The 23,280-nt window shown below is 69.5% G+C and carries 20 protein-coding genes and 2 pseudogenes; 13 read left to right on the top strand and 9 right to left on the bottom strand.

What is annotated here, in order from left to right:
- Positions 1–125: 125 nt before the first annotated feature.
- The 5 genes from V4Y04_RS00850 to V4Y04_RS00830 form a co-directional block, all read right to left on the bottom strand.
- Positions 126–1,160, bottom strand: coding sequence for an ABC transporter permease (locus V4Y04_RS00850; RefSeq protein ID WP_332425065.1), 1,035 nt, complete (start codon positions 1,158–1,160; stop codon positions 126–128).
- Entirely contained in the window at positions 1,157–2,119 is a 963-nt protein-coding gene (locus V4Y04_RS00845) for an ABC transporter permease (RefSeq protein ID WP_332425064.1), read from the bottom strand. The genes V4Y04_RS00850 and V4Y04_RS00845 overlap by 4 nt, the downstream gene beginning before the upstream one ends.
- Positions 2,112–3,683 carry a sugar ABC transporter ATP-binding protein gene (locus tag V4Y04_RS00840; protein ID WP_332425063.1) on the bottom strand — a complete coding sequence of 524 codons (1,572 nt, stop codon included), beginning with the start codon at positions 3,681–3,683 and terminating at the stop codon, positions 2,112–2,114. The genes V4Y04_RS00845 and V4Y04_RS00840 overlap by 8 nt, the downstream gene beginning before the upstream one ends.
- A gap of 81 nt (positions 3,684–3,764) precedes the next feature.
- Positions 3,765–4,862, bottom strand: coding sequence for an ABC transporter substrate-binding protein (locus V4Y04_RS00835; RefSeq protein WP_332425062.1), 1,098 nt, complete (start codon positions 4,860–4,862; stop codon positions 3,765–3,767).
- Positions 4,863–5,061: 199 nt separating this feature from the next.
- Positions 5,062–6,093 carry a LacI family DNA-binding transcriptional regulator gene (locus V4Y04_RS00830; protein ID WP_332425060.1) on the bottom strand — a complete coding sequence of 344 codons (1,032 nt, stop codon included), beginning with the start codon at positions 6,091–6,093 and terminating at the stop codon, positions 5,062–5,064.
- 203 nt (positions 6,094–6,296) lie between these two features.
- Here V4Y04_RS00830 and V4Y04_RS00825 point away from each other — a divergent pair, with 203 nt between their 5' ends.
- Entirely contained in the window at positions 6,297–6,578 is a 282-nt protein-coding gene (locus V4Y04_RS00825) for a Scr1 family TA system antitoxin-like transcriptional regulator (protein ID WP_332425059.1), read from the top strand.
- Positions 6,575–6,766 carry a DUF397 domain-containing protein gene (locus V4Y04_RS00820; protein WP_332425058.1) on the top strand — a complete coding sequence of 64 codons (192 nt, stop codon included), beginning with the start codon at positions 6,575–6,577 and terminating at the stop codon, positions 6,764–6,766. Before V4Y04_RS00825 ends, V4Y04_RS00820 begins: the two co-directional genes overlap by 4 nt.
- Before the next feature lie 88 nt (positions 6,767–6,854).
- Here the strand turns inward: V4Y04_RS00820 and V4Y04_RS00815 are convergent, their stop codons facing one another.
- Together V4Y04_RS00815 and V4Y04_RS00810 are read right to left on the bottom strand one after the other, a co-directional pair.
- On the bottom strand, positions 6,855–9,863 hold the full coding sequence (locus tag V4Y04_RS00815; RefSeq protein ID WP_332425057.1) for a family 16 glycoside hydrolase: 3,009 nt from the start codon (positions 9,861–9,863) through the stop codon (positions 6,855–6,857).
- Between the two features lie 420 nt (positions 9,864–10,283).
- Positions 10,284–10,403: pseudogene (locus V4Y04_RS00810) on the bottom strand (IS5/IS1182 family transposase); the annotation flags it as partial.
- 9 nt (positions 10,404–10,412) lie between these two features.
- Between V4Y04_RS00810 and V4Y04_RS00805 the strand changes: the two are divergent.
- The 3 genes and pseudogenes from V4Y04_RS00805 to V4Y04_RS00795 form a co-directional block, all read left to right on the top strand.
- Positions 10,413–10,556 (top strand): annotated as a pseudogene (locus V4Y04_RS00805) (IS5 family transposase); the annotation flags it as partial.
- A gap of 39 nt (positions 10,557–10,595) precedes the next feature.
- A complete protein-coding gene (locus tag V4Y04_RS00800; protein WP_332425056.1) occupies positions 10,596–11,036 on the top strand; it encodes an ATP-binding cassette domain-containing protein in 441 nt (146 codons plus the stop codon).
- 1,747 nt (positions 11,037–12,783) lie between these two features.
- The gene (locus V4Y04_RS00795; protein WP_332425055.1) at positions 12,784–13,356 is read left to right on the top strand and encodes a chloramphenicol phosphotransferase CPT family protein; all 573 of its coding nucleotides are present in this window, start codon (positions 12,784–12,786) and stop codon (positions 13,354–13,356) included.
- Positions 13,357–13,366: 10 nt separating this feature from the next.
- Here the strand turns inward: V4Y04_RS00795 and V4Y04_RS00790 are convergent, their stop codons facing one another.
- Positions 13,367–14,380 carry a LacI family DNA-binding transcriptional regulator gene (locus tag V4Y04_RS00790; protein ID WP_332425053.1) on the bottom strand — a complete coding sequence of 338 codons (1,014 nt, stop codon included), beginning with the start codon at positions 14,378–14,380 and terminating at the stop codon, positions 13,367–13,369.
- 301 nt (positions 14,381–14,681) lie between these two features.
- Between V4Y04_RS00790 and V4Y04_RS00785 the strand changes: the two genes are divergently transcribed.
- The 6 genes from V4Y04_RS00785 to V4Y04_RS37615 all read left to right on the top strand — a co-directional run bounded on the left by V4Y04_RS00785 (position 14,682) and on the right by V4Y04_RS37615 (position 20,720).
- Complete coding sequence (locus V4Y04_RS00785; protein ID WP_332425051.1) at positions 14,682–15,992, top strand: ABC transporter substrate-binding protein; 1,311 nt, start codon at positions 14,682–14,684, stop codon at positions 15,990–15,992.
- 82 nt (positions 15,993–16,074) lie between these two features.
- Positions 16,075–17,070 (top strand): carbohydrate ABC transporter permease, encoded by a 996-nt coding sequence (locus V4Y04_RS00780; RefSeq protein WP_332425050.1) that lies wholly within the window; start codon positions 16,075–16,077, stop codon positions 17,068–17,070.
- Positions 17,071–17,082: 12 nt separating this feature from the next.
- Positions 17,083–18,006, top strand: coding sequence for a carbohydrate ABC transporter permease (locus tag V4Y04_RS00775; RefSeq protein ID WP_332425049.1), 924 nt, complete (start codon positions 17,083–17,085; stop codon positions 18,004–18,006).
- 87 nt (positions 18,007–18,093) lie between these two features.
- Positions 18,094–19,533, top strand: a complete 1,440-nt coding sequence (locus V4Y04_RS00770) for a GH1 family beta-glucosidase (RefSeq protein WP_332425048.1) — start codon at positions 18,094–18,096, stop codon at positions 19,531–19,533.
- Between the two features lie 86 nt (positions 19,534–19,619).
- Positions 19,620–20,048: a DUF6892 domain-containing protein gene (locus V4Y04_RS00765; protein ID WP_332425047.1), complete on the top strand. Its 429-nt coding sequence runs from the start codon at positions 19,620–19,622 to the stop codon at positions 20,046–20,048.
- Between the two features lie 75 nt (positions 20,049–20,123).
- Positions 20,124–20,720: a transposase gene (locus V4Y04_RS37615; RefSeq protein WP_443079928.1), complete on the top strand. Its 597-nt coding sequence runs from the start codon at positions 20,124–20,126 to the stop codon at positions 20,718–20,720.
- 49 nt (positions 20,721–20,769) lie between these two features.
- On the opposite strand, the gene V4Y04_RS00760 is transcribed toward V4Y04_RS37615, so the two are convergent.
- Entirely contained in the window at positions 20,770–21,534 is a 765-nt protein-coding gene (locus V4Y04_RS00760) for an SDR family oxidoreductase (RefSeq protein ID WP_332425045.1), read from the bottom strand.
- 100 nt (positions 21,535–21,634) lie between these two features.
- Between V4Y04_RS00760 and V4Y04_RS00755 the strand changes: the two genes are divergently transcribed.
- On the top strand, positions 21,635–22,516 hold the full coding sequence (locus tag V4Y04_RS00755) for a helix-turn-helix transcriptional regulator (protein WP_332425043.1): 882 nt from the start codon (positions 21,635–21,637) through the stop codon (positions 22,514–22,516).
- Between the two features lie 176 nt (positions 22,517–22,692).
- A complete protein-coding gene (locus V4Y04_RS00750) occupies positions 22,693–23,160 on the top strand; it encodes an SAM-dependent methyltransferase (protein ID WP_332425041.1) in 468 nt (155 codons plus the stop codon).
- The last annotated feature ends 120 nt before the right edge of the window (positions 23,161–23,280 follow it).

Genomic DNA, 23,280 nt, shown 5'->3' with positions numbered 1-23,280 from the left:
GTGGGGGCGGTACACGTGCGTGTGCGCGGGACCGCCGGTTCCCGTGCGTGTGCGCGGGAGCCGGCCGCCCCGAAAGACGGACACGGCAGCCGGTCCGGGGAGGGAGGGCTGCCGTGTCCGGAGCTTCAGAGCAACTGGCGTCTGCGGCCCAGCCAGGTCTGGGCGACGACCACGACGGCCAGGAAGGCGCCGCTGACGACCTGCTGGTAGGAGGAGTCCAGGGAGCCGATCTGGTTGATGACGTTCTGGATCACCTTGAGCAGCAGGACGCCCACCAGGGAGCCGCTGACGAAACCGAGGCCGCCGGTGAGCAAGGTGCCGCCGATCACGACGGCGGCGATGGCCTCGAGTTCCATCCCGTTGCCGAGGATGGTCACCCCGGAGGCGAGCCACGCCGCGTTCAGCGCGCCCGCAAGACCGGCCAGCAGTCCGGACAGCGTGTAGACGAGGATCTTCGTACGGTCCACCGGAGTGCCCATCAGGGCCGCGGCGTCCTCGTTGCCGCCGACCGCGTACACATGCTGCCCGAAGCGGGTGCGGCGCAGTGCGACGGCGCCCGCGGCGAACAGCGCCAGGGTGATCCACACCGGGTTGCCGACGCCGAAGGTGGTGCCCTGGCCGAGTTCGGCGAGGAAGGAGCCCTTGCCGATCAGATACGTCTCGGCGCCCTCGTCGGTGAGGGCCAGCATCAGACCGCGCGCCCCGAGCATCGACGCCAGGGTGACGATGAACGGCGCCAGCCGGGAACGGGCCACCAGCAGCCCGTTGACCACGCCGATCCCGCCGCACACCACCAGGGGCAGCAGCAGCGCCACCAGAGTTCCGTGCCGCGATCCCCAGGCCGCCAGGACACCGCCCAGGGCGAACAGGGAGCCGACCGACAGGTCGATGCCCCCGGTGATGATGACGAAGGTCATCCCGAGCGCGACGATCGCCAGGAACGCCGAACTCGTCGCCATGTTGCCGACGTTGTCCCCGGTGGCGAAGGAGTCGAAGCTGAACGACGCCACCAGGGAGACGATCACCAGTACGGCCAGCGCCCCGTGCTGCTGGACCAGGCCGCTCAGCCGCTCCTTGCGCGCGGAGCCCTCGGACCCGGCGCTCCTCGGCGGTTCGCCGCCCACGGCGGTCACGGGCACGTCCGTCTTCGTGGCGGTCATCGCTTCCCCCGTCCCCGTGCCGCGTAGACCGCGCACACGATCACTATGGCCTGCGCGATCTGGGTCCACGACGGCGGCAGGTCGTGCTTGATGAGGGTGGCGGTGAGCAGCTGGATGAGGACGGCTCCCGCCACGGTGCCGGCGATGTTGACCCGGCCGCCGGTCAGCGGGGTTCCGCCGACCACGACGGCGGTGATGGCGGACAGTTCCATCAGATTGCCCAGCGAGGTCGGGTCGCTGGCCTGGAGCCGCGCGGTGGCCAGGACGCCCGCCACGGCCGCGAGCAGCGCGCACAGCACGTACACGATGATCAGCACGCGCCGCACCGGCAGGCCGGCCAGCTGCGCCGCGGGCCGGCTGTCGCCGATGGCGAGGAGCTGGCGTCCGAACGTGGTGCGGCGCACCACGAACGCCGCCAGCAGTGCCAGGGCGGCCGCGACGAGGATCAGGTACGGGACGCCCAGCACGGCACCGGAGCCCAGGGAGGCGAGCCCCGGGTTGCGCAGCTCCTCCAGCTGCGGCAGCAGCACCAGTGCGAGACCCCGGCCGCCGACCATGAGCGCCAGGGTGGCCACGATCGGCTGTACCCCGACGAGGGCGACCAGCGCCCCGTTGGCCAGCCCGATCGCGGCGGCGAACACCGCCACCACCAGCAGTGCCGGCAGGAGGCCGTAGCCGAGGTAGAGGGCCGTCACGGACGCCGCGAGGGCCATCACCGCACCGACCGACAGGTCGATGCCCTCGGTGCCGATGACCAGGGCCATCCCGATCGCGACGATGATGACGGGGGCCACCTGCACGGCCTGGGTGCGGAAGTTCTCCGAGGACAGGAAGTGCGGAGTGACGGCGATGTTGACGACGAGGAGCAGCGCCACGCCGGCGTAGACCCCGTAGGTCTGCAGCCACCGCAGGACGCGGGTCCGGTCCAGTGGCGCGGTGCGGAGGGCGGCTTCAGCCATCGACGGCCTCCTCCCCGGCAGCGGCCCCGGCCGTGTGTCCGGCCGGGGCGTGCCCGGCGATGGTGCGCATGAGTGTGTCCTCGGTGACCTCGTCGCCGGCCAGCTCGCCGACGACCGCACCGTCCTTCAGTACGACCACGCGGTCGGACCCTTCGATCAGTTCCTCCGGATCGGAGGAGATGAGCAGGACGGCCAGGCCGTCCTCGGCCAGTTCGTCCACGAGCTTTTGCACCTCGGCCTTGGCCCCGACGTCGATGCCCCGGGTGGGCTCGTCCAGCAGCAGCACCTTGGGGTTCATCGCCAGCCAGCGGGCGAGCAGCACCTTCTGCTGGTTGCCGCCGGACAGTTCACCGACCTTCTGGTGCGGTGAGGACGCCTTGATGCGCAGCCGCTCGATGAACGTGTCGACGACACGGTCGACGCGTGCCTCGGAGACCAGGCCGAAGCGGGACAGCCGGGGCAGCACGGCCAGCGCGATGTTCTCGCGGACCGAGAGACCGGGCACGATGCCCTCGCTCTTGCGGTCCTCGGGCAGCAGACTGACGCCGGCCCGGATGGCGGCGGGTGTGGACCCGCCGCGCAGTGGCACACCGGCCACCACGACCCGGCCCGAACTCGTCGCCAGCGCACCGGCGATGGCCTTGGCCGTCTCGGTCCGCCCGGATCCGAGGAGCCCGCCGAGCCCCACGACCTCGCCGGGCCGGATCTGAACGGACACGCCCCGCAGCCGATGCGGGACCGTCAGATCCCGTGCCTCAAGTACGGGCTGGGCGCCGGCCGCGTGGTGGTCGCCGGTGAACTTGGTCAGGCCCTCCTCGCGGACCTCGCCCAGCTCCCGGCCCAGCATGGTCGACACCAGGGAGAGACGGTCGAGGTCGGCGAGCCGGCCGTGATGGACCCGGCGTCCGTCGCGCAGCACGGTGACCGTGTCGCACACGGCGTACAGCTCGTCCAGACGGTGACTGACGTAGACGACCGCGATGCCGTCGTCGCGCAGCCGCCGGATCACCGAGAAAAGTGTCTCGACCTCCCGCGATTCGAGGGAGGAGGTCGGTTCGTCCATGATGACCACGCGTGCCTCGGTGGCCACCGCGCGGGCCAGGGCGACCATCTGCTGGGCGCCCACCCCGAGGGCGCGCAGCGGCAGGCGGACGTCCACCCGGACCCCGTAGGCGCGCAGCGTCTCCTCGGCCTCCTTGTGCATGCGGGCGAAGTCCAGCAGGCCGAAGCGGGTGCGCGGCTCGCGGCCGAGGAAGAGGTTGCGGGCCACGCTCAGCAGCGGGATGAGGTTGACCTCTTGGTAGATGGTCGAGATCCCGGCCTTCTGCGCCTCCAGCGGAGTGGCGAAGGAGACGTCACGGCCCTGGAAAACGATGTCACCGGCGTCGGGCCGGTAGACCCCGGTGAGCAGCTTGATGAGGGTCGACTTGCCGGCGCCGTTCTCGCCGATCAGGGCGTGCACCTCGCCCGGGTGCAGGGTCAGGTCCACGTCGTCCAGGGCCCGGACGCCGGGGAAGGTCTTGCTCAGTCCGCGGACGGCGAGGACTTCGGCGGGGGGAGCCACCTGTGCCTCCAGGAAGTGGGTCAGGAAGTGAGGGGTGACGTGGTGGCGGGGCCCGCCGGGAAGGCCGGGCCCCGCGGGGGATCAGTAGGCCCTGCCGAGGTCCCGCTCGGCGTTGCCGGTGTCGTAGGCGCCGTCCTCGATGATGATGTCCTGGGCCACTTCCTTGCCCTGGGTGAAGGTGTCCAGCGTCTCGAACGCCAGCGGGCCGAACCGCGGGTTGGACTCGACCACGCCGGTGATCCAGCCGTCCACGATGCCCTGCACGGCGTTGCGCGTGCCGTCGACCGTGACGATCTCGACGTCGCCGGCCTTCTTGCCCGCGCCCTTGAGCGCGGCCACCGCGCCCAGGCCCATCTCGTCGTTCTCCGCGTAGATGCCCTTGATACCGGGCTTGGACTGGATGAGCTGCTCGGTGACCTGCTGGCCCTTCTCCCGGGCGAAGTCACCGGTCTGCTCGGAGACGACCTTCAGGCCGGGAGCCTTCTCGGCCACGCGGTCCTTGAAGCCCTTGGTGCGTTCGGTGGTGACGTTGTTGCCGGCCGCGCCCAGCAGGATCGCGATCTCGCCCTTGCCGCCCGTGGCCTCGATCATCAGGTCGGCGGCGCGCCGGCCCTGCTCGACGAAGTCCGAGGCGATGAAGGAGACGTAGTCCTCGCAGGCCGTGGCGTTGATCTTGCGGTCGATCGTGACGATCGGGACCTTCTTGGCGGCGGCGGCCTGCAGCACCGGGTCCCAGCCGTCGGAGTTGAGCGGCGCGACGACCAGCAGGTCGACGCCCTTGGCGAGCAGGTCCTGGACGTCGCTGATCTGCTTGGAGAACTGCGACTGGGCGTTGGCCGTCAGCAGCTTGACGCCCCGCTTCGCCGCCTCGTCCTTGATGGACTGCGTCTCGGCGATGCGGAAGGGGTTGGCCTCCTTCTCCGACTGGGAGAAGCCGACGGTCGCGCCCTTGAGGTCGAGCTTCTCGCCGCCGTACGCGTCGATGGTGCAGGTCTTGCCGCCCGGCTTCGGCGAGGCGACCTTCTGACCGGCGTCGGCCGCGGCGGTCGGGGACTTCTTGCCGGTCGAGGCGTCGTCCTCCGACTTCGCGCAGGAGGTGGCGGTGAGAGCCACCGCGGCGGCCATGGCCACGATCACGGGACGGGCGAGGAGAGGAGAGCGGTGGGTGGTGCGCTGCATGGTGACCCCGATCCGGGTGACGCTGAAAGGGAACTGGGGAGCTGTAGGGCGCGCGGAACTGATGGTGCTCCCTGTGTGCGAAGCGGCGTCCGGTTCGCCGCAATCAGGTTTTTACATCGTTGGAAGGATGCTGTAAACCCCTTGCGCACAAGGCGGGATGGAAGCAACGCGGGGGAGGGAGGGGGTGAGTGAGCGGGAATCAGGTGCCCGAGCCGTGGACGCCCGCGGGCCGGCCCAGTGTGCTCTCCCGTTCGACCAGCCGGTAGTCCGCCCAGATGCGGCGCGGCTCCGGATCCGCGTCGTGGAGCCGGGCGAGCACCGACTCGACGGCGAGACGGCCGATGGCGGCCTTGTCCGGTGACACGGAGGTGAGCGTCACCGCGCTGAAACGCCCTTCGAGCACGTCGTCGAATCCGACGACCGCGATGTCCTCGGGGACCCGCAGGCCGCGCTCGTGGAGCACCCGCATCGCCCCGATGGCCATCGGGTCGTTGTAGGCGAACACCGCGTCGGGGCGCACCCCGCCGTCCAGGATGTGGGCCATCGCCGCGGCTCCGTCCGCGTGCCCCCAGCCGTCGGTGGCGGCGACCAGGCTCTCGTCGGCCGGGAGCCCGGCGGCGGTGAGCTCCTCCCGCCAGCCCTGCACGCGCAGTTGGGCGGGCTGACTGCGCCCCCGACGCGCTCCGATGAACGCCACCTTCCGGCGACCCAGCGAGACCAGGTGCCGGACGGCGGCGCGCGCGGCGGCGACGTTGTCGATGGCGATGTGGTCGTACGGCAGGTCGTAGTCCCGTTCGCCCAGCAGGACCAGCGGCACGTGCTCGGCGCGGTCCTGGAAGTCCTTGGCCTCCATCTCGATCGGGCTGAGGACGAGTCCGTCGATGACCCTGGCCCGGAAGCCCTGGCTGACGAGCATCTCCTGCTCGCGCCGGCCCCCGGTGTGGTCGAGCAGCACGATGTAGTCGTGCTCGGCCGCGGCGTCGATGACGGCGGCGGCGAGTTCGGCGAAGTAGGGGTTGCCCAGTTCGGGCAGGGCGAGCGCGATGATGCCCGTACGCCCCTTGCGCAGGTGGCGGGCGGCCAGGTTGGGCCGGTAGCCCAAGGCGTCGATGGATCGCTGGACGCGCTCGCGCATGGCGGGGGTGACGTGCTGGTAGTTGTTCACCACATTGGAGACGGTCTTGATGGAGACCCCCGCGTGCGCGGCGACGTCCTTGAGGCTGACCCGCACGACAATCCCTTCGTGAGCGGCCCGAACCGGGGACCGGTGCAGATGCGGGTGCCGTCACCGTGAGCCGGGCGCCGAGCCGCCGGGCTCGAGTTTTACAACGTTATACATCCGTATCCGGGACACTGACAAGGCTATGGGCGGGGACGTGTCACGAGCACCCTCGCGGTGGCGCCGAGGCGGCGCCCCTCCCCGGCGGCACCCTCGTGCTGACGCACCTCCTCGTAGTGGGCCGCCACCGCAATGTGGAGCTTCAGGTGATGCCACTGGTCCAGGAGGAGCACGCCGGCTTCGAGGGTGAGATGTACCTCGCCGAGACCACCGATCATCGGTGGGCGGGTTACATCGAGGGGCACGGCAGTAGCATGCTTGTCAACGACCCGAAAGCCGCAAGCAGCATGCTCCAGCGCTATGGCAAGCTGCGCTCGCAGGCCCTGAGCCATCAGGCCACGGCATGCCTGCTGGAACAGATGCGAGGAGCGCTATGAACACCGCTGAAACGGCCTGGTTCAAGAGCAGCTACAGCGGTGGCGGCGGCGACAACTGCGTCGAGGTCGCCATGCGCCCCGAAGCCGTTCACGTCCGGGACTCGAAGGATATCCAGCGGCAGGCACTGGCCGTGTCCCGCCGCGCATGGTCGGCGTTCACGGCGTTGGCGTCCGACGCGCGGGTCTGAACCATCGGTGAGGCGTCCCTTCGGGTCCTTCGCGGCCACGTAAAAATGTGCCGGGCGGCCGCGAGGACCGCCCGGCACGACGGAAGGATCACGCCAGTGGAGTGATCCGGATGTTGCGGAACCTCACCTTGTTCCCGTGGTCCTGCAGCCGGATCGCTCCCGCGGCAGGAGTCTCGGACCGGCCCGACGCGGTCGGTCCGTCGAGGACGATGTCGTCGTGGACCTTCTTCCCGTTCCACACCACCGTGACCCGGGCGTCGGCGGTCTTGCGGCCGCTGTCGTCGAAACGCGCCGCGCGGAAGTCGATGTCGTAGCTCTGCCAGGTCTCGGGCGCCGTCGCCGCGTTGACGTCCGGTGCCCGCTTCAGGTAGAACGCTCCCGCCTCGTTGGTGTCGAGCGTGGTGTCACCGTAGGAGTCGAGGATCTGGAGCTCGTAGCGGTCCTGGAGGAAGATGCCGCTGTTCCCGCGGTCCTGTCCGGTGACGTCGGGCGGAAGCAGCGGCACCCGGAACTCCACGTGCAGCCTGAAGTCCTGGTACGCGTCCTTGGTGCGGATGTCGCCGCAGCACACCTCCATCGACTTCTCGTCACCGAGCGGCCATCGCAGATTCCGGCCGTCCGTGTGCTGCCACTGCGCCTGGGAGGCGGCCGTGCCGTCGAAGAGCGGGACCGGGGCTCCGCGCGGGTGGACGCTGAGCATGTCGAGATTGACATGACCGGTGTCGCCGGCGTCGAACCGGTAGGAGACCGTATTGCTCCCGGCGCGCAGCGCCAGCCGCTCGGTCCGCGTCGACCACGAGTCCCAGTCGTCGGTGGGCGGAAGCTGCGTCTGCCGCAGCTTCTTCCCGTTGACGTACAAGGACAGGGACTTGGTGCCCCGGAACGGGTTCGGCCCGTTGGAGTAGCGCAGCCCCACGTCGTAGGTGCCCGGCTTCGGGACCGTCACGTCGAATGTCGTACCGGCCTTGCCCTCGGTGGCGTAACGGTCCACGAAGCCGCTGCCGGAATGGCCCGCGTGGTCGGTGTTCACACCGGCCGTGCCCGTCAGGCGCGCCTCCTCGGCCTCGTACCGGGTCGCGGGGGGCGGCTGCTTGCCGGGAATCCGGTTGAGGGTGTACCAGGCCTCGGTGCTCCACAACTGCTCACCGGAGTCCGACGTGAAGGGACGCGGGGAGCGGATGTGGACGACACGGCCCGGCTTGAGTTCGTCCAGCCGGAGTTTGACGGTACGCCGGTCCTTCGAGAGCGTCGCCGAGCGCACCGCCAGCTGCTCCTCGGCGATCTTCGGGCCTCCGTAATCCGCGGTCGGTGTGTAGCGCCACTGCTCCGCGCGGTAGTGGCCGGCCAACTGCTCGGCGGTGGCCTCGGACACCGGCTGGGTGTACGTCAGGTCGAAGCCACCGGGCACGGCACGCATGGTGCGGACGTCGAACGTGTTCTTGCCGTTCGGCGCCAGCTTCTGCAGACCGAACTTGAGCTTGCCCTCCTGGCCCCAGTTGCCGTCGGCCCCCAGCCCGCCGACGTAGATCGCGCCGTCGGGCCCCTGGGTGACCCGGTTGACGCCGGCCTCCAGGCCCTGGGTGTAGCGGAACACGGCCCCCTGGTACTGGCCCTTCACCTTTTCCAAGTAGGCGCGCTGCAGTCCGCCGTAGGTGACGTCGCCCAGCAGCATCTGGCCGGCGAACGCGCCCTTCTTCAGATACAGCGGAGTGGAGGGCGAGTTGGCGATCTCGTTCTGCGGCAGCCACAGCACCGGCTCGGTGACGGGGGAGCCGTCGAAGGGACCGGCGGGCTCGGTGTAGTGGTTGAAGAAGCGGTCCTGCTTGATCTGTACGAGCTTCGACGAGGGAAGCCATCCGCCCTGGTTGTCGGTGGCGAAGATGCTGCCGTCGGGTCCCCAGCCGATGCCGTTGGGCGTCCGCAGCCCTCCCGCCACCGGGCTGATCTTCCCCGTCTTCTTGCTGACCTTGTACGTGGCTCCGCGGCCCGGGGCCGGCTGCGGCACGGTGGTCGCGCCGCCGAGGTCGATGGCGACGGAGAGGTTCACGTAGAAGTGGCCGTCCCGGTAGAGCAGGCCGAAGGCGAACTCGTGGAAGTTGCCTCCGTAGGGCCAGGTCGCGACCGTCCGGTACTCGTCGGTCACCTCGTCGCCGTCGCGGTCGACGAGCCGTGTCAGCTCGTGCTTCTGCGAGACGTACAGGGATCCGTCGACGTACTTGATCCCCATGGGCTCGCGCAGCCCGCTCGCCACCTTCGTGACGGTGACCTTGTCGCGGCCCGTGGCACCGGTGACGTCGTCGAGCAGGTACACCTCTCCGGCAACGTTGTCGGTGCCGCCCCACGTGCTGATCGCCAGACGCCCGTCGGGCAGCCAGTCCATGCCGCTGACCTGCGGCTCGAATCCGTCCGGGCGCAGATCGGTGAGGGTCAGGTCGGGGCGTACGTCGGTGAGCGGGAGGCCGTCGCCGGGGGAGTCGCCGCTCGCCTCGCACTCCTTGCGGCCCGGCGCCGTGACCCGGACGACCCCGGCGTCGGTGCTCAGCACTTCCCGGGGCACGATCGCGAAGTCGCTCGCGCCCGGCGGCTTCCAGGCCAGCTGGAGCTGCTGCCCGCCGTCGCGCTCGAAGTGGTCGATGCGCAACGGGTGCGCCCCGGCGGTGAGATGGACCGTGCCGTCCTTCGGCTCGGCACCGTGCAACCCGTCGTGGTCGATCACCGTGTCGCCGTCGATCGCCAGCCGTGAGCCGTCGTCACTGGTCAGGCGGAACACGTACGAGCCGTCGCTCGGCACGTTCAGGTAGCCCGACGCCTCGGTGACGAAGCGGTCCGCCAGTCCGCCGAAGTCGGCCTCCGTGGACCAGTCGACCGTCGGCATCAGCTTGTCGTGGTTGGGGGTCTGACCCGGTTTCAGGGTGCACAGCTTGCTCAGCGGCGTCTGCACGTCGAACACGCGCAGTGTGACGCCGGGTTCCTGGGGAGGAATGTCCGAGGGAGCGGCGGCGGCCGGCGGCGCGGAGCACAGCCCCACGGTCAGGGCTCCCGCGAACAACAGGGGGGTGAGGTGTCTTCGGGCGCGTGGAAACAGACGGTGGCGCATTGGTCCTCCACGAGTACACGAGTAGGGGACCGGACCGTGCCGGATTTCGTTCCGGTCTGCTGCGGTGGCGCTGTACTTGAGCCGTCAAGCTAGAGGACTTCTGCTTGACATGTCCATACTTTGTCATCAGAGAGTTCAAAGTCCGGGGCCGTGCGTGGGGGAGCAGCCTCCCCGTTCCTGCGAGTTCTGTGGGAGTCCGGCGGGACTCCGCCTGCCGGAGGCCGGGGATACGCGGAACCACACACCCTGATCAGGCCGTTCGCCCTCGCCCCGGTACTCGTTCCCATGCAGCTCACAGAATCGCCCATCCGGCTCCCAGGCGCCCCGGCCAGCCTTGGCCCCGACGCACCGGACGGTGCGCGTGTTACAACGGCCTACTTCTGAGAGGGCGTTTGATGTAGCCGAATTGCCCTTTAAGTTCTAGTAAGTTCCTCGCCAGGTTGGTGTGGTCTCGTCCGTTATGCGCTTGGCGAGGTTGTCGATCGATGCGGCGTGGATCATGGCTTCGGAGCTGACGGGGAGGGTCTCGTAGTCGCGGCCGACCCAACCGGATGGATCATGATGCACCGCCGCCTCGCCCGCGACTACGAGGCCAAACCCGCACACTCCGAGAGCATGATCCGCCTCGCGATGATCTCCAACCTCGCGAAACGAGCTACGGGTGAAACAGTCATAACCTGGCACAATCCATGAACTATCGCTTCTTCGATCAGGACGTCCTCTGAAGATTCGGTGATTGAGGTGTGTGGTCTCACCAAACGCTACGGAGAAGTCCTGGCCGTCGACGACCTGAGCTTCACCGTGCGCCCCGGAGAGATGACGGGCTTCTTCGGGCCGAACGGGGCCGGGAAGTCCACCACCATGCGGATGAAGGACAACGGCCGCATGGACCGGATGGGCTGGCTGAAGTGGGAGTACTACCGTTCCTGGTCAGTGAGCAGGAGTGAGTCCTGGGTCCAATCCCGCTCACTGCGGACATCCCGAACGGTTTTGGGTGTCCTGGTCGCCCGCGTTCGCTCCGCGTCCGGCGGCACGGATCGTGTCCGTGGTCCGGGAAGGCGGGGGCGGGCTCCCTCACGCCCAGGGGACTCCGGGCCGGCCTGGACGGTCCGATGCCCGCATCCATCGCTCTGGTGGGTGCGGGGCGGTGCCGTCCGACGCCGGAGGGGATAGCCCTGGGCGCGTCGCCCGATCGCGATGCTGGCGGCATCGTGCCGGGTGGTTTTACGTGTGGTGCTGGTCAGGGGTTTCTGCCAGTGCTGGGCGCCCCACCGGGAGGTGTAGGCGGGGTCGACAGCGATGACGGTGATGCCGGTGGCGTCGGCCATGGAGGTCAGCCGGGCGCGGAGTCGGCCGGTGGGCAGGCCGGAGATCAGCTGCCGGAAGCGCCTTTTGCGGCCGTGTTTCTCGCGGGTCTTCTCGGCTGTGAAGTCCAGGTCCTCCACCGCGATCGCCTTCACCCCACAGGCCCTAGCCCAGTTGAGCAGTCGTGTCAGGGCGTGGCGGACCTGGGCGTCCCGGTGGTCGGCGGTGCCGGTCAGGTCGTAGGAGAAGCGGCGCGGGGTGCCGATGGGGTTGCCGTGGACATCGAGGCGCCAGGCGGCCAGGTGGTCGGCGTTCATGTCCACCCCGATCACTCCGTGCGCGAGCGCCGCCGCCATCGGCACTACCGGAGAGGCGGGGATCTGCCAGGAGGCGGTCACATACCAGCGCCCACGGACCATGTCGTAACGGATGCGGTAGGCGATGGCCCGGTTCGCTTCCACCCGGTCGGCCCACTCCGGCCCTCGGTACGCAAACGTCACCCGGCCGGTGAGAACGTACCGGCCGTGCGGAGCGTTCGCCCACTGCTTGAGCGGGGCGGGGAGCCTGATACTGACCTCGCCATCCGGGCCGATACGGATCGTCTCGTTGCCGTACCGTTTCCCGCTCTCCCCGTCCGCCTGCAGAAACCACCGCCCTGCTTCCCAGCGTTCGCGCCACTGGTCCTCGGTGAGCCGTGCGGCGGGCAGCTGGTGCCGCATGCGGGCCAGGCGCTTGCCGCCCCGCACGATATGCACCCGCCCGGCTTCCCAGTCGGCGTGTTCCCGCGCCAGCCGGTCCTCCAGCATGTGCAGGCGGCGGGCCTTGGCGTGCCATTCCCGCCTGCTGCGGTAACCGCCTGGCGCCCGCTTGCTGCCCTGTGCGCCGAGCGGCAGCGACAGCCGGTGCCGCAGCATCCGCACCCCCGCCTGAAGGTTCTGGAGGTGGGCGAGGGCGCAGCGGCGGGCCAGGGCCCACTGATCATGTGTGGCCTTGGTGACCGCCCCTGCCCAGCGGGCCGACGAGAGCGGGGTCAGCTCCCGCTTGCGCACCGCCCACGCCCCGGCATCGTGCTCGAGGCCGTCGTGGCAGCGCGTCTTCAGGTCACGGGAGGCGAGGGTGCCCAGATGTGCGCCCACTCGCCGCAGTACCTCCTCATCGGCGGCGGTGAGCTGCTTGAGCCGGGTGCGGATGGCCACCCCCGACGGGCCGGGCGCGACGAACGGCGCCGCGACCTTCCGCAGACCGCCCACCCGACACACCCCCATCAGCCCAGCCGCCGAGAAACCCGATCACCCCGCCCAACGAGCACCACCCGCCAAGGACACGCATCCGGCAGGCGAACCCACATTCCCCCTTCTGGCACGACAGCACACACCCCTGGCCCTGACTGTGACCGCCTGCGCTCACTCATACACACCGGAACACACTCGTACTCAGCCAAGCCCCAACAGTTCTTCACCCCGCCCAGATCTGGATCTGCACCGGCGCCGCCAACCAGAAATGGACCCTGAACACCACCTGACTCCACCCGGCCGTCCTCCCGGGTCCGGCCCCACCCGGTACCGGCGCCCGGAGGGACGGCCGGTACCGGGGGCAGCCGTGTGATCATGTCCGCATGGCAGCCGGTCGGATCATCTTCCTCAACGGCACGTCCAGTTCAGGGAAGTCGAGCATCGCCCGTGAACTGCTCGGCATCCTGGACGACGGTGTCTTCTCCCACCTGGCGGTGGACGGCTTCAACGCGATGCGTACGAAGCGGCCCCTCGCACCGGAGGACCTCGACACCGCTCTGCGCCGGACGAGAATGGGCTTCCACCGCTCGATCGCGGCCATGGCCGAGGTGGGCAACGATGTCGTCGTCGACCATGTCCTCAGTGAGCCCTGGCGGCCGGCCGACTGCCTGGCCGTACTGCGCCCCGAGGACGTGCTGTTCGTCGGCGTCCACTGCTCACCGGACGAACTGGTTCGCCGCGAGAAGGCCCGTGGCGACCGGCCCCAGGGCCTCGCCGCGCTCCAGTACGAGCTGGTCCATCAGCACGGTGACTACGACGTCGAATGCGACACCAGTACGGCGAGCCCGCGCGAGTGCGCCGAACTGATCAAGGATTTCCTTCCGGTCCGGCCGACGCCGACCGCCTTCACCCGCCTCCGCGCCCGCCGTCCGGCGGACAGCGGTCAGATGAGCTGAGAACGCCGGTTCAGGTCGACTCGCGCACCACCAGTTCCGTCGGCAGCGTCAACTGCTGGCGGGGCGCGCCGTGCTGGGTGATGTCGGTGAGGATACGGGCCATCGTGCGGCCCAGCTCCTCCACCGGCTGACGCACCGTCGTCAGGGGCGGGTTCGTGTGGCGGGCGAGGACGGAGTCCTCGAACCCCACGACGGCGACATCACCCGGCACCCGCCGCTTCTGGCGGCGCAGTTCGGCCAGCGCGCCGACCGCCATCAGGTCGGAGGCGGCGAACACGGCGTCCAGGTCCGGGGCACGTTCAAGAAGCGAACGCATCGCGCGGGTGCCGCCCTCCTCGGTGAAGTCACCCGTCTCGGCCAGGAATTCGCTTGCGGGCACTCCTGCCTCCCGGTGGGCGTCACGCCAGCCGGCGAGCCGGCTGCGGCCGACGTCCATGTCCAGGGGCCCGGTGATCGTGGCGATCCTGGTCCTGCCTCCGCCCAGCAGGTGCCGGACCGCTTCGGCGGCGCCTCCCGCGTTGTCGGAGTCGACGTAGCTCAGCCGCTCGCCCGCGTCGCGGCGGCCGGCCAGCACGGTGGGCAGCCCCATCTCCTCCAGCATGCCCGGCAGCCGGTCGTGGGCGTGGACCGAGACCAGGAGGACACCGTCCACGCGGCGCGCCGCCACCGATTCGGTCAGCTGGTCCCGCTCGGCCTGGTCGCGGACCAGCATGAGCTGCAGCTGGGTACGGCTCTCGGCGAGGGCGCCGCTGACGCCCCGGATCAGCGCGGCGAAGAACGGTTCCGAACCGAGTCGGCTCTCCGATTCCGGGATCACCAGTGCCACGGCATTGGTCCGGTTGGTGACCAGGCCGCGGGCGACCGAGTTGGGAACGTAGTTCAGTTCCTTGATCGCTGCCAGGACCCTGGACCGCGCGTCGGCACTGACCAGATCCGAGCCGTTGACGACGCGGGACACCGTGGTCCGGCCCACGCCGGCACGGGCGGCGACGGTTTTGATCGTGGGACGGCGATTCCCGGCCATGTGCTCCCCTCTCGGCGGCCGCGGCCACACCGGCCGCGGAGGTGACCAGCGGCAATTCTTGCAGACGGCGGCTCGAAGCGAGTGTGCCGGGGCCCGGCAGCCCGGTGCCGAACTCGTTGCCCGGACTACGAGTTGTGTTCAAGTCATTGACAGACCGGCTGTGCTGCAAGGAGTCTTCGGTTCATCGATGGGAACGTGCCCACCCCAAAATGGGCACGTTCCCACCCCATTGCCAGAGCCGCTGTGGTCATCGCAGCAATCGTCACTCCGGTGCGTCAGCGCCGTCGCTAGGAGGAGATCCATGGGCAGTCCCGGTTCGATGCGTACGAGGGCGGCGGCCGCGGTCGCGGTCGCCGGCGCGATGACGCTCGTCGTCGGCTGCAGCAGCAGTGACGACTCGGCCACGGGTGGTGGCAAAAAGGACGGCAAGGTAGTCATCACCATGGGCATGTACGGGGTGATGGGCATCAAGGAGACAGGGCTTCTCGAGCAGTACGAGAAGGAGAACCCGAACGTCGAGATCAAGGAAGAGATCGCCGGCGACGAGCAGACCTACTACACCGCGCTGCAGACCAGGCTCGCCGCCGGCAAGGGCCTGAAGGACATCCAGGGCATCGAGATCGGCCGGGCCAAGGAGATTACCGAGACCCAGGCGGACAAGTTCGCGGACTTCTCCGACGTAACCGGCACCGACCACTTCCTGCCGTGGAAGGAGTCCCAGATCAGCACCGGGGACGGCAAGGTGCTGGGTCTGGGCACCGACATCGGCCCGATGGCCGTCTGTTACCGCAAGGACTACTTCGAGCAGGCCGGTCTGCCCACCGACCGCGAGGAGGTCGCCAAGCTCTGGGAAGGCGACTGGGACAAGTACGTCGAGGTCGGCCGCACCTTCAAGAAGGGCTTCAAGGGCGACAAGGTGTCCTACATGGACGCGGCCAGCGGTCTGTTCAACGCCATGGTCTACGGCTACCCCGAGCAGTACTACGACGAAGCGGGCGAGCTGATCTACGCCAAGAACCCGGTCGTCAAGGAGGCCTGGAACCTGGCCGCCGACGCCGCGGACGACGGCCTGACGGCCAAGCTCCGCCAGTTCCAGCCGGGCTGGGACCCGGGCCTGGCCAACGGCACGTTCGCCACCGCCGTGTGCCCCGCGTGGATGCTCAGCCACATCAGCGAGAAGGCCGGTGAGGCGAACAAGGGCAAGTGGGACGTCGCCAAGGCCCCCAAGGGTGCCAACTGGGGCGGGTCCTTCCTCGGCGTGGTCGAGCAGAGCCCGGTGAAGGAGGAGGCCAAGAAGCTCGTCGCCTGGCTGACCGCACCGGAGCAGCAGACCCACATCTTCAAGGAGATCGGCAACATCCCGTCCTCGGGAGAGGCGCTGGAGAGCGACCAGGTGAAGAACGCCAAGTCGGAGTACTTCAACGACGCCCCGATCGGCCAGATCTTCGGGGCCGCCGCCCAGGAGATCCCGGACAAGCAGGTCCTCGGCCGTAAGGACGGCACGATCAAGGACACCTTCTCCCAGGGCCTGGTTCTGATCGAGCAGCAGGGCACCCCGCGTGACGAGGCGTGGAAGACCACCGCGGAGCGCATCGAGAAGGCCGTCGGCTGACCTACTGCCCCCGGCGGTCCGGGCCCGCCGGCGTCCTGCCGGCGGGCCCGGCTCACACATTCGCTCTCAGGAAGGAAGTCCGGTGGCCACCTCCACCACCAAGGCCCTGGCCGGCGAGGAGCCGCCAGGCCCGCCGCGGAAGACGGGCGGCGAGGGCACCGTCCGGCGGCGCGGCAGGCTGCTGCACCGGCTCGACATCAAGGGCGCCCCGTACGCCTTCATCGCGCCGTTCTTCGTCGTCTTCGCCGCGTTCAGCTTCTACCCCCTCGTCTACACCTCGTGGATCTCCCTGCACGACGTGGAACTGGCCACTCTCGACGTCATGGAGTGGGTGGCCTTCGACAACTACGTCGACCTCTGGAACGACTCACGGTTCTGGAACGCACTGCGGAACACCATCACCATCGGTGTCATCTCCACGGTGCCGCAGCTGATGATGGCGCTCGGCATGGCGCACCTGCTCAACTACCGGATGCGCGCCTCGCTGTTCTTCCGCGTCGCGTCACTGGTGCCCTACGCCACCTCGGTCGCCGCCGCCGCCCTCGTGTTCACCATGATCTTCGAACGCGACTTCGGCATGATCAACTGGGCGCTCGGCTCGGTCGGCATCGACCCGGTGAACTGGGAGGCGGACAAGTGGCCCGCCCAGGCGGCGATCTCCACCATCGTCATCTGGCGCTGGACCGGCTACAACGCGCTGCTCTACCTGGCCGCCATGCAGGCCATCCCCGCCGACCGGTACGAGGCGGCCTCCCTCGACGGCGCCTCCCGATGGCAGCAGTTCACCCACGTCACCATCCCCGGGATCCGCTCCACCATCGTCTTCACCATCGTGCTCTCCACGATCGGCGCCACCCAGCTGTTCGGCGAACCGCTGATCTTCGGCCAGGGACCCAACGGCATCACCGGCGGCGCGGACAACCAGTACCAGACGCTGGGACTCCTGCTGTACGAGGAGGGCTGGAAGAACTACCAGATGGGCCGCTCGGCGACCGTCGCCTGGGCGATGTTCCTGCTGCTCGTCCTCGCCTTCGCCGTGCAGCGCCTGATCAAGCGCCTGCGCTCCCGCACGTCCTGACCTGGAGTCGCCATGACCACTCAAAGTCTCCCGGCCCGGACGGACACCGCGGCCCGGACCTCCGCCGAGAAGCCGACCGGCCGCGGTGGCCGCCGGCTGCTGCGCCAGCGCGCCGGCCGCCAGCACCACGCGGGCCCGCTCGCCTACGTCCTGCTCGCCGTCATGGCGCTGCTGTCGATCTTCCCGCTGTACTGGACGATGGTGGCCGCCTCCACCGACAACACCCGGGTCAGCCAGACGCCGCCGCCGTTCCTGCCCGGCCCGAACCTGTTCAGCAACCTCGCCCGGGCCTGGGACGAGGCGGCGATGGGCAAGGCCATGATGAACAGCCTCATCGTGGCCGGGGTGATCGCCCTGTCCACGGTGCTGTTCGCGACCCTGGCCGGATTCGCCTTCGCCAAGCTGCGGTTCAAGGGACGCAACGCCCTGCTCATGCTGGTGATCGGCACCATGCTGGTGCCGCCGCAGCTCGCCGTCGTGCCGCTGTTCATGATGATGGCCGAGCTGGGCTGGTCGCAGCAGCTGCCCGCCGTCATCTTCCCCACCCTGGTGAGCGCGGTCGGCGTCTTCTTCATGCGGCAGTACCTGTCGGAGGCACTGCCGGACGAACTCGTCGAGGCCGGACGCGTGGACGGGGCGCACTCGCTGCGGATCTTCTGGAGCATCGTGCTGCCCGTCGCACGGCCCGCGATGGCGGTCCTGTTCATGATCACGTTCGTGCACGCGTGGAACGACTTCTTCTGGCCGTTCGTGGTGCTCGACATGACCAACCCGACGGTTCCCGTCGCCCTCACCCAGCTCAGCGCGGGCTATGTCCGCGACCAGTCGCTGATCATGGCGGGCGCGCTGCTCGGCACGCTGCCGCTGCTGCTGATGTTCATCGTCTTCGGCCGTCAGATCGTCAGCGGCATCATGGCCGGTGCCGTCAAGGGCTGACCCGCCGCGCCCGCACCCCCGGACCCGTACCCCCACCGGGCGTTCGCGCGCCCGCGCACCCGCCCCCACCACCCCGAAAGGACTTACGTGGTCACCTCAGCACAGCAGACCGCGTCCTCCCCGGACGCTGCCCTCACCTTCCCCAAGGGTTTCCTCTGGGGTTCCGCGACCGCCTCCTACCAGATCGAGGGGGCCGCCGCCGAGGACGGCCGCACACCGTCCATCTGGGACACCTACGCACGCACCCCCGGCCGGGTCCGCAACGGCGACACCGGTGACACCGCCACCGACCACTACCACCGCTGGCGCGAGGACGTCGCCCTCATGGCCGAACTCGGCCTGGGCGCCTACCGCTTCTCCCTCGCCTGGCCCCGGATCCAGCCCACCGGCCGCGGCCCCGCGGTCCAGAAGGGCCTTGACTTCTACCGGCGCCTCGTCGACGACCTGCTGGACAAGGGCATCCAGCCCGTCGCCACCCTCTACCACTGGGACCTGCCGCAGGAACTGGAGGACGCCGGAGGCTGGCCCGAGCGCGCCACGGCCGAGCGGTTCGCCGAGTACGCGGCCCTCGCCGCGGACGCCCTGGGCGACCGGGTGAAGACCTGGACCACTCTGAACGAGCCCTGGTGCAGTGCCTTCCTCGGCTACGGCTCCGGCGTGCACGCCCCCGGCCGCACCGACCCGGTCGCCGCCCTGCGCGCCGCCCACCACCTCAACCTGGGCCACGGCCTGGCCGTCCAGGCACTGCGCGACCGCCTCCCCGCCGACGCCCGGTGCTCGGTCACCCTCAACATCCACCAGGTCCGCCCGCTCACCCCCGACGACGCCGACACCGACGCGGTCCGCCGCATCGACGCCCTCGCCAACCGGGTCTTCACCGGCCCGATGCTCCAGGGCGCCTACCCGGAGGACCTGCTCAAGGACACCGCGGAACTGACCGACTGGTCCTTCGTGCGCGACGGCGACCTGAAGCAGATCCACCAGCCGCTGGACTTCCTCGGCGTGAACTACTACACCCCCACCGTCGTCTCCGCGACCGACGGCAGCGGCGCCCACACCTCCGACGGCCACGGAAAGAGCGCCCACAGCCCCTGGCCGGGCGCCGACAAGGTCGCCTTCCACCAGCCGCCCGGCGAGACCACCGCCATGGGCTGGGCCGTCGACCCCACCGGCCTGTACGACCTGCTGCGCCGCCTGGCCGCCGACTTCCCGCGGCTGCCGCTGTACATCACCGAGAACGGCGCGGCGTTCGACGACTACGCCGACCCCTCCGGCCAGGTCAACGACCCCGCGCGGATCGCCTACGTGCGCGGCCACCTGGCCGCCGTCCACCGGGCCATCGTGGACGGCGCGGACGTACGCGGTTACTTCCTCTGGTCCCTGCTGGACAACTTCGAGTGGGCCCACGGCTACAGCAAGCGCTTCGGCGCCGTCTACGTGGACTACCCCACCGGCACCCGCATCCCGAAGGCCAGCGCCCGCTGGTACGCCGAGGTGGTGCGCAGCGGCGTCCTGCCCGGAGCCTGACCCGGGCCCGGCCCGGTGCGGCACCCTCGCAGGTGCCGCACCGGGGACGGGGGAGGGCGTCCGCACGGTGCAATAGGGTCGTTTCCATGGCCCGGTTCAAGGACTTCAACTTCAAGCTCGTCGTCATCGAGCAGCTCATGTACATCGACGAGAAACTGACCCCGCGGTTCAGTCTGGCCGGCCTTCTGAAGGAGAAGGGCCTCGGCGGCGACCCCTGGACGTACGCCCAGGAGCACGGCCTGGCGTACAAGGTGGTGCCCGAGGCACGCGCGTACTTCGAGTCGCTGGAGATCGGCGACGAACTCCTGGCCGGGGTCGAGGAACTGTGCATGGACGGCGGCAACCAGGTCTACCAGGAGTGCGCACCGGTCTGGGACGGTGAGGACGACCTGTTCGACATCGCCTCCCTCGACGACCTCGTTCTCCTCCCGAACCTCCGCCGCGTCCTGGGCTCGGAGTTCCTGGGCCCCGACCTGGTGGCCGTCCTCGAAAGCCGGGGCATCACGGCCGACTAGGGGCTGCTCCAGGTCCGGATCACTGGTTTCCGGATCCGTCGGTGCGTGGGAGGCCGGGCCTGGTAGTTGTCGCGGGTGGCGCGTGGTGATCTCTCGGATGCCGAGTGGGAGTCGGTCGAGCCGTTCTCGCCGGTGGGTGAGCGCGGTCCGGTCCCTGACCCGCGGTGGCAGTTCAACGCCGTGATGTGGCGGCTCAGGGCCAAAAGCCCGTGGCGGGACGTGCCGGAGGACACCGCGAACTCCGAAACCACGCAGGGCCGGCAGGATCCAGCTCCCGAGCCCCGGCCGTCCCTGAAGGACATGCTCGGATGGGGAGATACGAACGGTGCTGACGCGCTGTGCCGGGTGACGACGGACCCCGACCCCGACCGCCGGCCGGTGGCGGTGTGGGCACGCCAAGGCGGAGGACGGAGACTGTACGAGTGCGGGATGGTGGAATTCCTCCTGCGTCTTCTCCAGGGCGACTTCGACAAGTGTCCGATCAGTACGGCCACCCTTTGGGGCGCCGGCGCGGCTCGACTTCTGAACTTCAGGGACGAGGAACGGTTCCTCGACGAGGGCGTGGACGCGTGGACGGGGATGTCCATCGACCCGTCTCTCGGGGCTGTGAAAGTCACCCCACGAGACGTGAACGCCTGGGGCCTGATGACAGGTTGTGCTCGGCTCCGGTGAGGCCTGCGGCTGTGAGCGCGTCGGCTCTGAGGTGGTGCTGTCGGTGTGGTTACTTCCCTTGCGGGGCGGGGCCGTTGAGCGTCTCGACGACCTGGTCGTAGTCGCCGCGGGCCTCGCCGTAGCGCAGGAACTTCACGCGCTCGACCTGGATCTCCTTGGCGTCGGGCTCCGCCTCGATCAGGGCGACCGCCTCCGCGATGAACTCGTCCAGCGGCATGGCGTGTTCGTCGTCCTCGTGTCCGGGCATCAGCGCGGTGCGGACGGACGGCGGTTCGAGTTCCACGATCCGCACCGAGGTGTCGGCGAGCTGCAGCCGGATGGACTCGCTGAGCATGTGGATCGCGGCCTTCGACGCGTTGTAGCTCGGCGTGTACTTGAGAGGTGTGAACGCCAGGCCCGAGGAGACGGTCATGATCGTGGCGTCCGGCCGCGCCTGCAGATGCTCGATGAACGCGGCGATGAGCCGGATCGGACCGAGCACGTTCGTCGTCACCGTCGTCTCGGCGGAGGTGAGGAAGGAAGCCGGGTCGCGCCAGTCCTCGGCCTTCATGACACCGGCCATCGTCACGAGGACGTTGAGGCCGGGGTGGCCGGCCAGCACCTGCTTCGCGGCGGAGGCGATGCTCGCCGGGTCCGCCGTGTCGATCTGCACGGTGTCGATGCCGGGGTGTTCGGCGGCGATCTGCGCCAGCAGCTCGGCGCGCCGCCCACCGACGATGACGGTGTTGCCCTTGGCCTGCAGCTCCAGGGCGAGGGCGAGACCGATGCCGCTGGTGGAGCCGGGGATGAAGATGGTGTTTCCGGAGATGTCCATGCCTCGATTGTCGTCGCTTCGCCGGCGCTGGGCAGAGAGCGCTTATCGGGGGATCGGCGATCCCTGGCTCACGTCCGGGCCTCGGACGATAATCGGCATCGTGGACCGTGCAGCACTGGCCGACTTCCTGCGCCGCCGCCGTGAGGCACTGCGGCCCGAGGACGTCGCCCTCCCTCCAGGCACGCGCCGGCGGACCCAGGGTCTGCGGCGCGAGGAGGTCGCGTCCCTCGCCGTGATGTCGACCGACTACTACACACGGCTGGAGCAGCAGCGCGGCCCGCAGCCCAGTCAGCAGATGCTGGCCTCGCTCGCCCGGGCCCTGCGGCTGACCACCGACGAGCGAAACTACCTGTACCGGATCGCCGGACACCACGCACCGGCGTCCCTGTCGGCCTCGCCGCACGTCGCTCCCGCACTGCTGCGCGTGCTGGACCGCCTCGACGACGCTCCGGCGCTGATCCTGACCGACCTGGCCGAGACGCTGGTGCAGAACGCCATGGCCACGGCCTTGTTCGGGGACGCGTCGAAGCACACGGGCCTCGCCCGCAGCGCGATCTACCGCTGGTTCACCGACCCTGCTGAGCGGTCGGTCTATCCCGAGGCCGACCACGACCGGCAGAGCCGCGCCCAGGTCGCGAACCTGCGCGCCGCCTACGGCCTGCGCGGCCCGCGGTCGCGGGCAGGCGACCTCGTGGGGAGTTTGCAGAAGGCGAGCGGGGAGTTCGCCGGCCTGTGGGACCGGCACGAGGTCGCACAGCGGTTCGAGGACCACAAGACGTTGATCCACCCCGAGGTCGGCGCGATCGAGGTGGACTGCCAGGCGCTGTTCACCGAGGACCAGTCCCAGACACTCCTCGTCCTCACCGCGCCGCCCCGGTCCGAGGGCCACGGGAAGCTGCGCCTGCTCGCCGCGCTCGGGTTGAACCGCTTCACAGAGGCGGCGGAGCGACAGGGCCTGTCGGATGGGCCGGAGCGCGGGTGATGAGCTCCAGCTCATCAGTGCAGGTCCACCCGGAAGGCGTGACGGTGGTCGGCGGGGCAGGTGAAGATCCGTAGGTCTCCCCGCCGGCCGACGACAACCCCGAGGCGGCCCGCGCCGCTCACGGTTCGTACTCGTTCCCGGTGCCGGTGTGGGGGCGGCGGGGATAGCCTCTCGGCATGCCGAGCTTCGAGATCACGCCGATCGGTACGGTCCGGAACAACCGGACGGATGTCCGGCAGACGGACAACTGGGGTGCCGTCCGCAGCACCATCACCGTCTACGAGCGCTTCGGCGATGCCTGCCTCCAGGGGCTGGAAGGCTTCTCCCACGTGGAGGTGCTGTTCGTCTTCGACCAGTTCCCGGAACAGGACGACTACCGCGAACCCCGCCCCTACCGGGGCCGCCCCGACCTCCCGCCGGTCGGCGTCTTCGCCGGCCGAGGACCCCGCAGGCCCAACCGCATCGGGGTGACGTCCTGCGCCATCGAGTCCGTCCATGGTCGCGAGCTGACCGTGGTGGGCCTCGACGCGGTCTCCGGCACCCCGGTCATCGACCTCAAGCCGACGATGGAGGAGTTCCGCCCGGCCGACATCGAACAGCCGGAATGGGTCAGCCGCCTGATGTCGGAGTACTTCCTGCCGTGAGGTGTTGCGAGGCGCGAGGTGGAGCGGATGAGTCACGCCGCCGTCTCGCGGGGCGCGTTACGTCGATGCGGTCGGGCCGGTGCCCTGCGACGGTACGGCCCGGCTGGTCCACCAGCTCGA

Origin of the sequence: Streptomyces sp. P9-A2 (assembly GCF_036634175.1) — a bacterium.
In the GTDB taxonomy this organism is placed as follows: domain Bacteria; phylum Actinomycetota; class Actinomycetes; order Streptomycetales; family Streptomycetaceae; genus Streptomyces; species Streptomyces pratens.
Note: the sequence above shows the minus strand (reverse complement) of the source record. Positions and strands in the feature narration are given on the sequence as shown.

Excerpts from the sequence above, each read along its gene's own strand:
- V4Y04_RS00850 (WP_332425065.1), bottom strand. The coding sequence starts at position 1,160 with ATGACCGCCACGAAGACGGACGTGCCCGTGACCGCCGTGGGCGGCGAA.
- V4Y04_RS00845 (WP_332425064.1), bottom strand. The coding sequence starts at position 2,119 with ATGGCTGAAGCCGCCCTCCGCACCGCGCCACTGGACCGGACCCGCGTC.
- V4Y04_RS00835 (WP_332425062.1), bottom strand. The coding sequence starts at position 4,862 with ATGCAGCGCACCACCCACCGCTCTCCTCTCCTCGCCCGTCCCGTGATC.
- V4Y04_RS00820 (WP_332425058.1), top strand. The coding sequence starts at position 6,575 with ATGAACACCGCTGAAACGGCCTGGTTCAAGAGCAGCTACAGCGGTGGC.
- V4Y04_RS00815 (WP_332425057.1), bottom strand. The coding sequence starts at position 9,863 with ATGCGCCACCGTCTGTTTCCACGCGCCCGAAGACACCTCACCCCCCTG.
- V4Y04_RS00795 (WP_332425055.1), top strand. The coding sequence starts at position 12,784 with ATGGCAGCCGGTCGGATCATCTTCCTCAACGGCACGTCCAGTTCAGGG.
- V4Y04_RS00790 (WP_332425053.1), bottom strand. The coding sequence starts at position 14,380 with ATGGCCGGGAATCGCCGTCCCACGATCAAAACCGTCGCCGCCCGTGCC.
- V4Y04_RS00785 (WP_332425051.1), top strand. The coding sequence starts at position 14,682 with ATGGGCAGTCCCGGTTCGATGCGTACGAGGGCGGCGGCCGCGGTCGCG.
- V4Y04_RS00775 (WP_332425049.1), top strand. The coding sequence starts at position 17,083 with ATGACCACTCAAAGTCTCCCGGCCCGGACGGACACCGCGGCCCGGACC.
- V4Y04_RS00765 (WP_332425047.1), top strand. The coding sequence starts at position 19,620 with ATGGCCCGGTTCAAGGACTTCAACTTCAAGCTCGTCGTCATCGAGCAG.
- V4Y04_RS00760 (WP_332425045.1), bottom strand. The coding sequence starts at position 21,534 with ATGGACATCTCCGGAAACACCATCTTCATCCCCGGCTCCACCAGCGGC.
- V4Y04_RS00750 (WP_332425041.1), top strand. The coding sequence starts at position 22,693 with ATGCCGAGCTTCGAGATCACGCCGATCGGTACGGTCCGGAACAACCGG.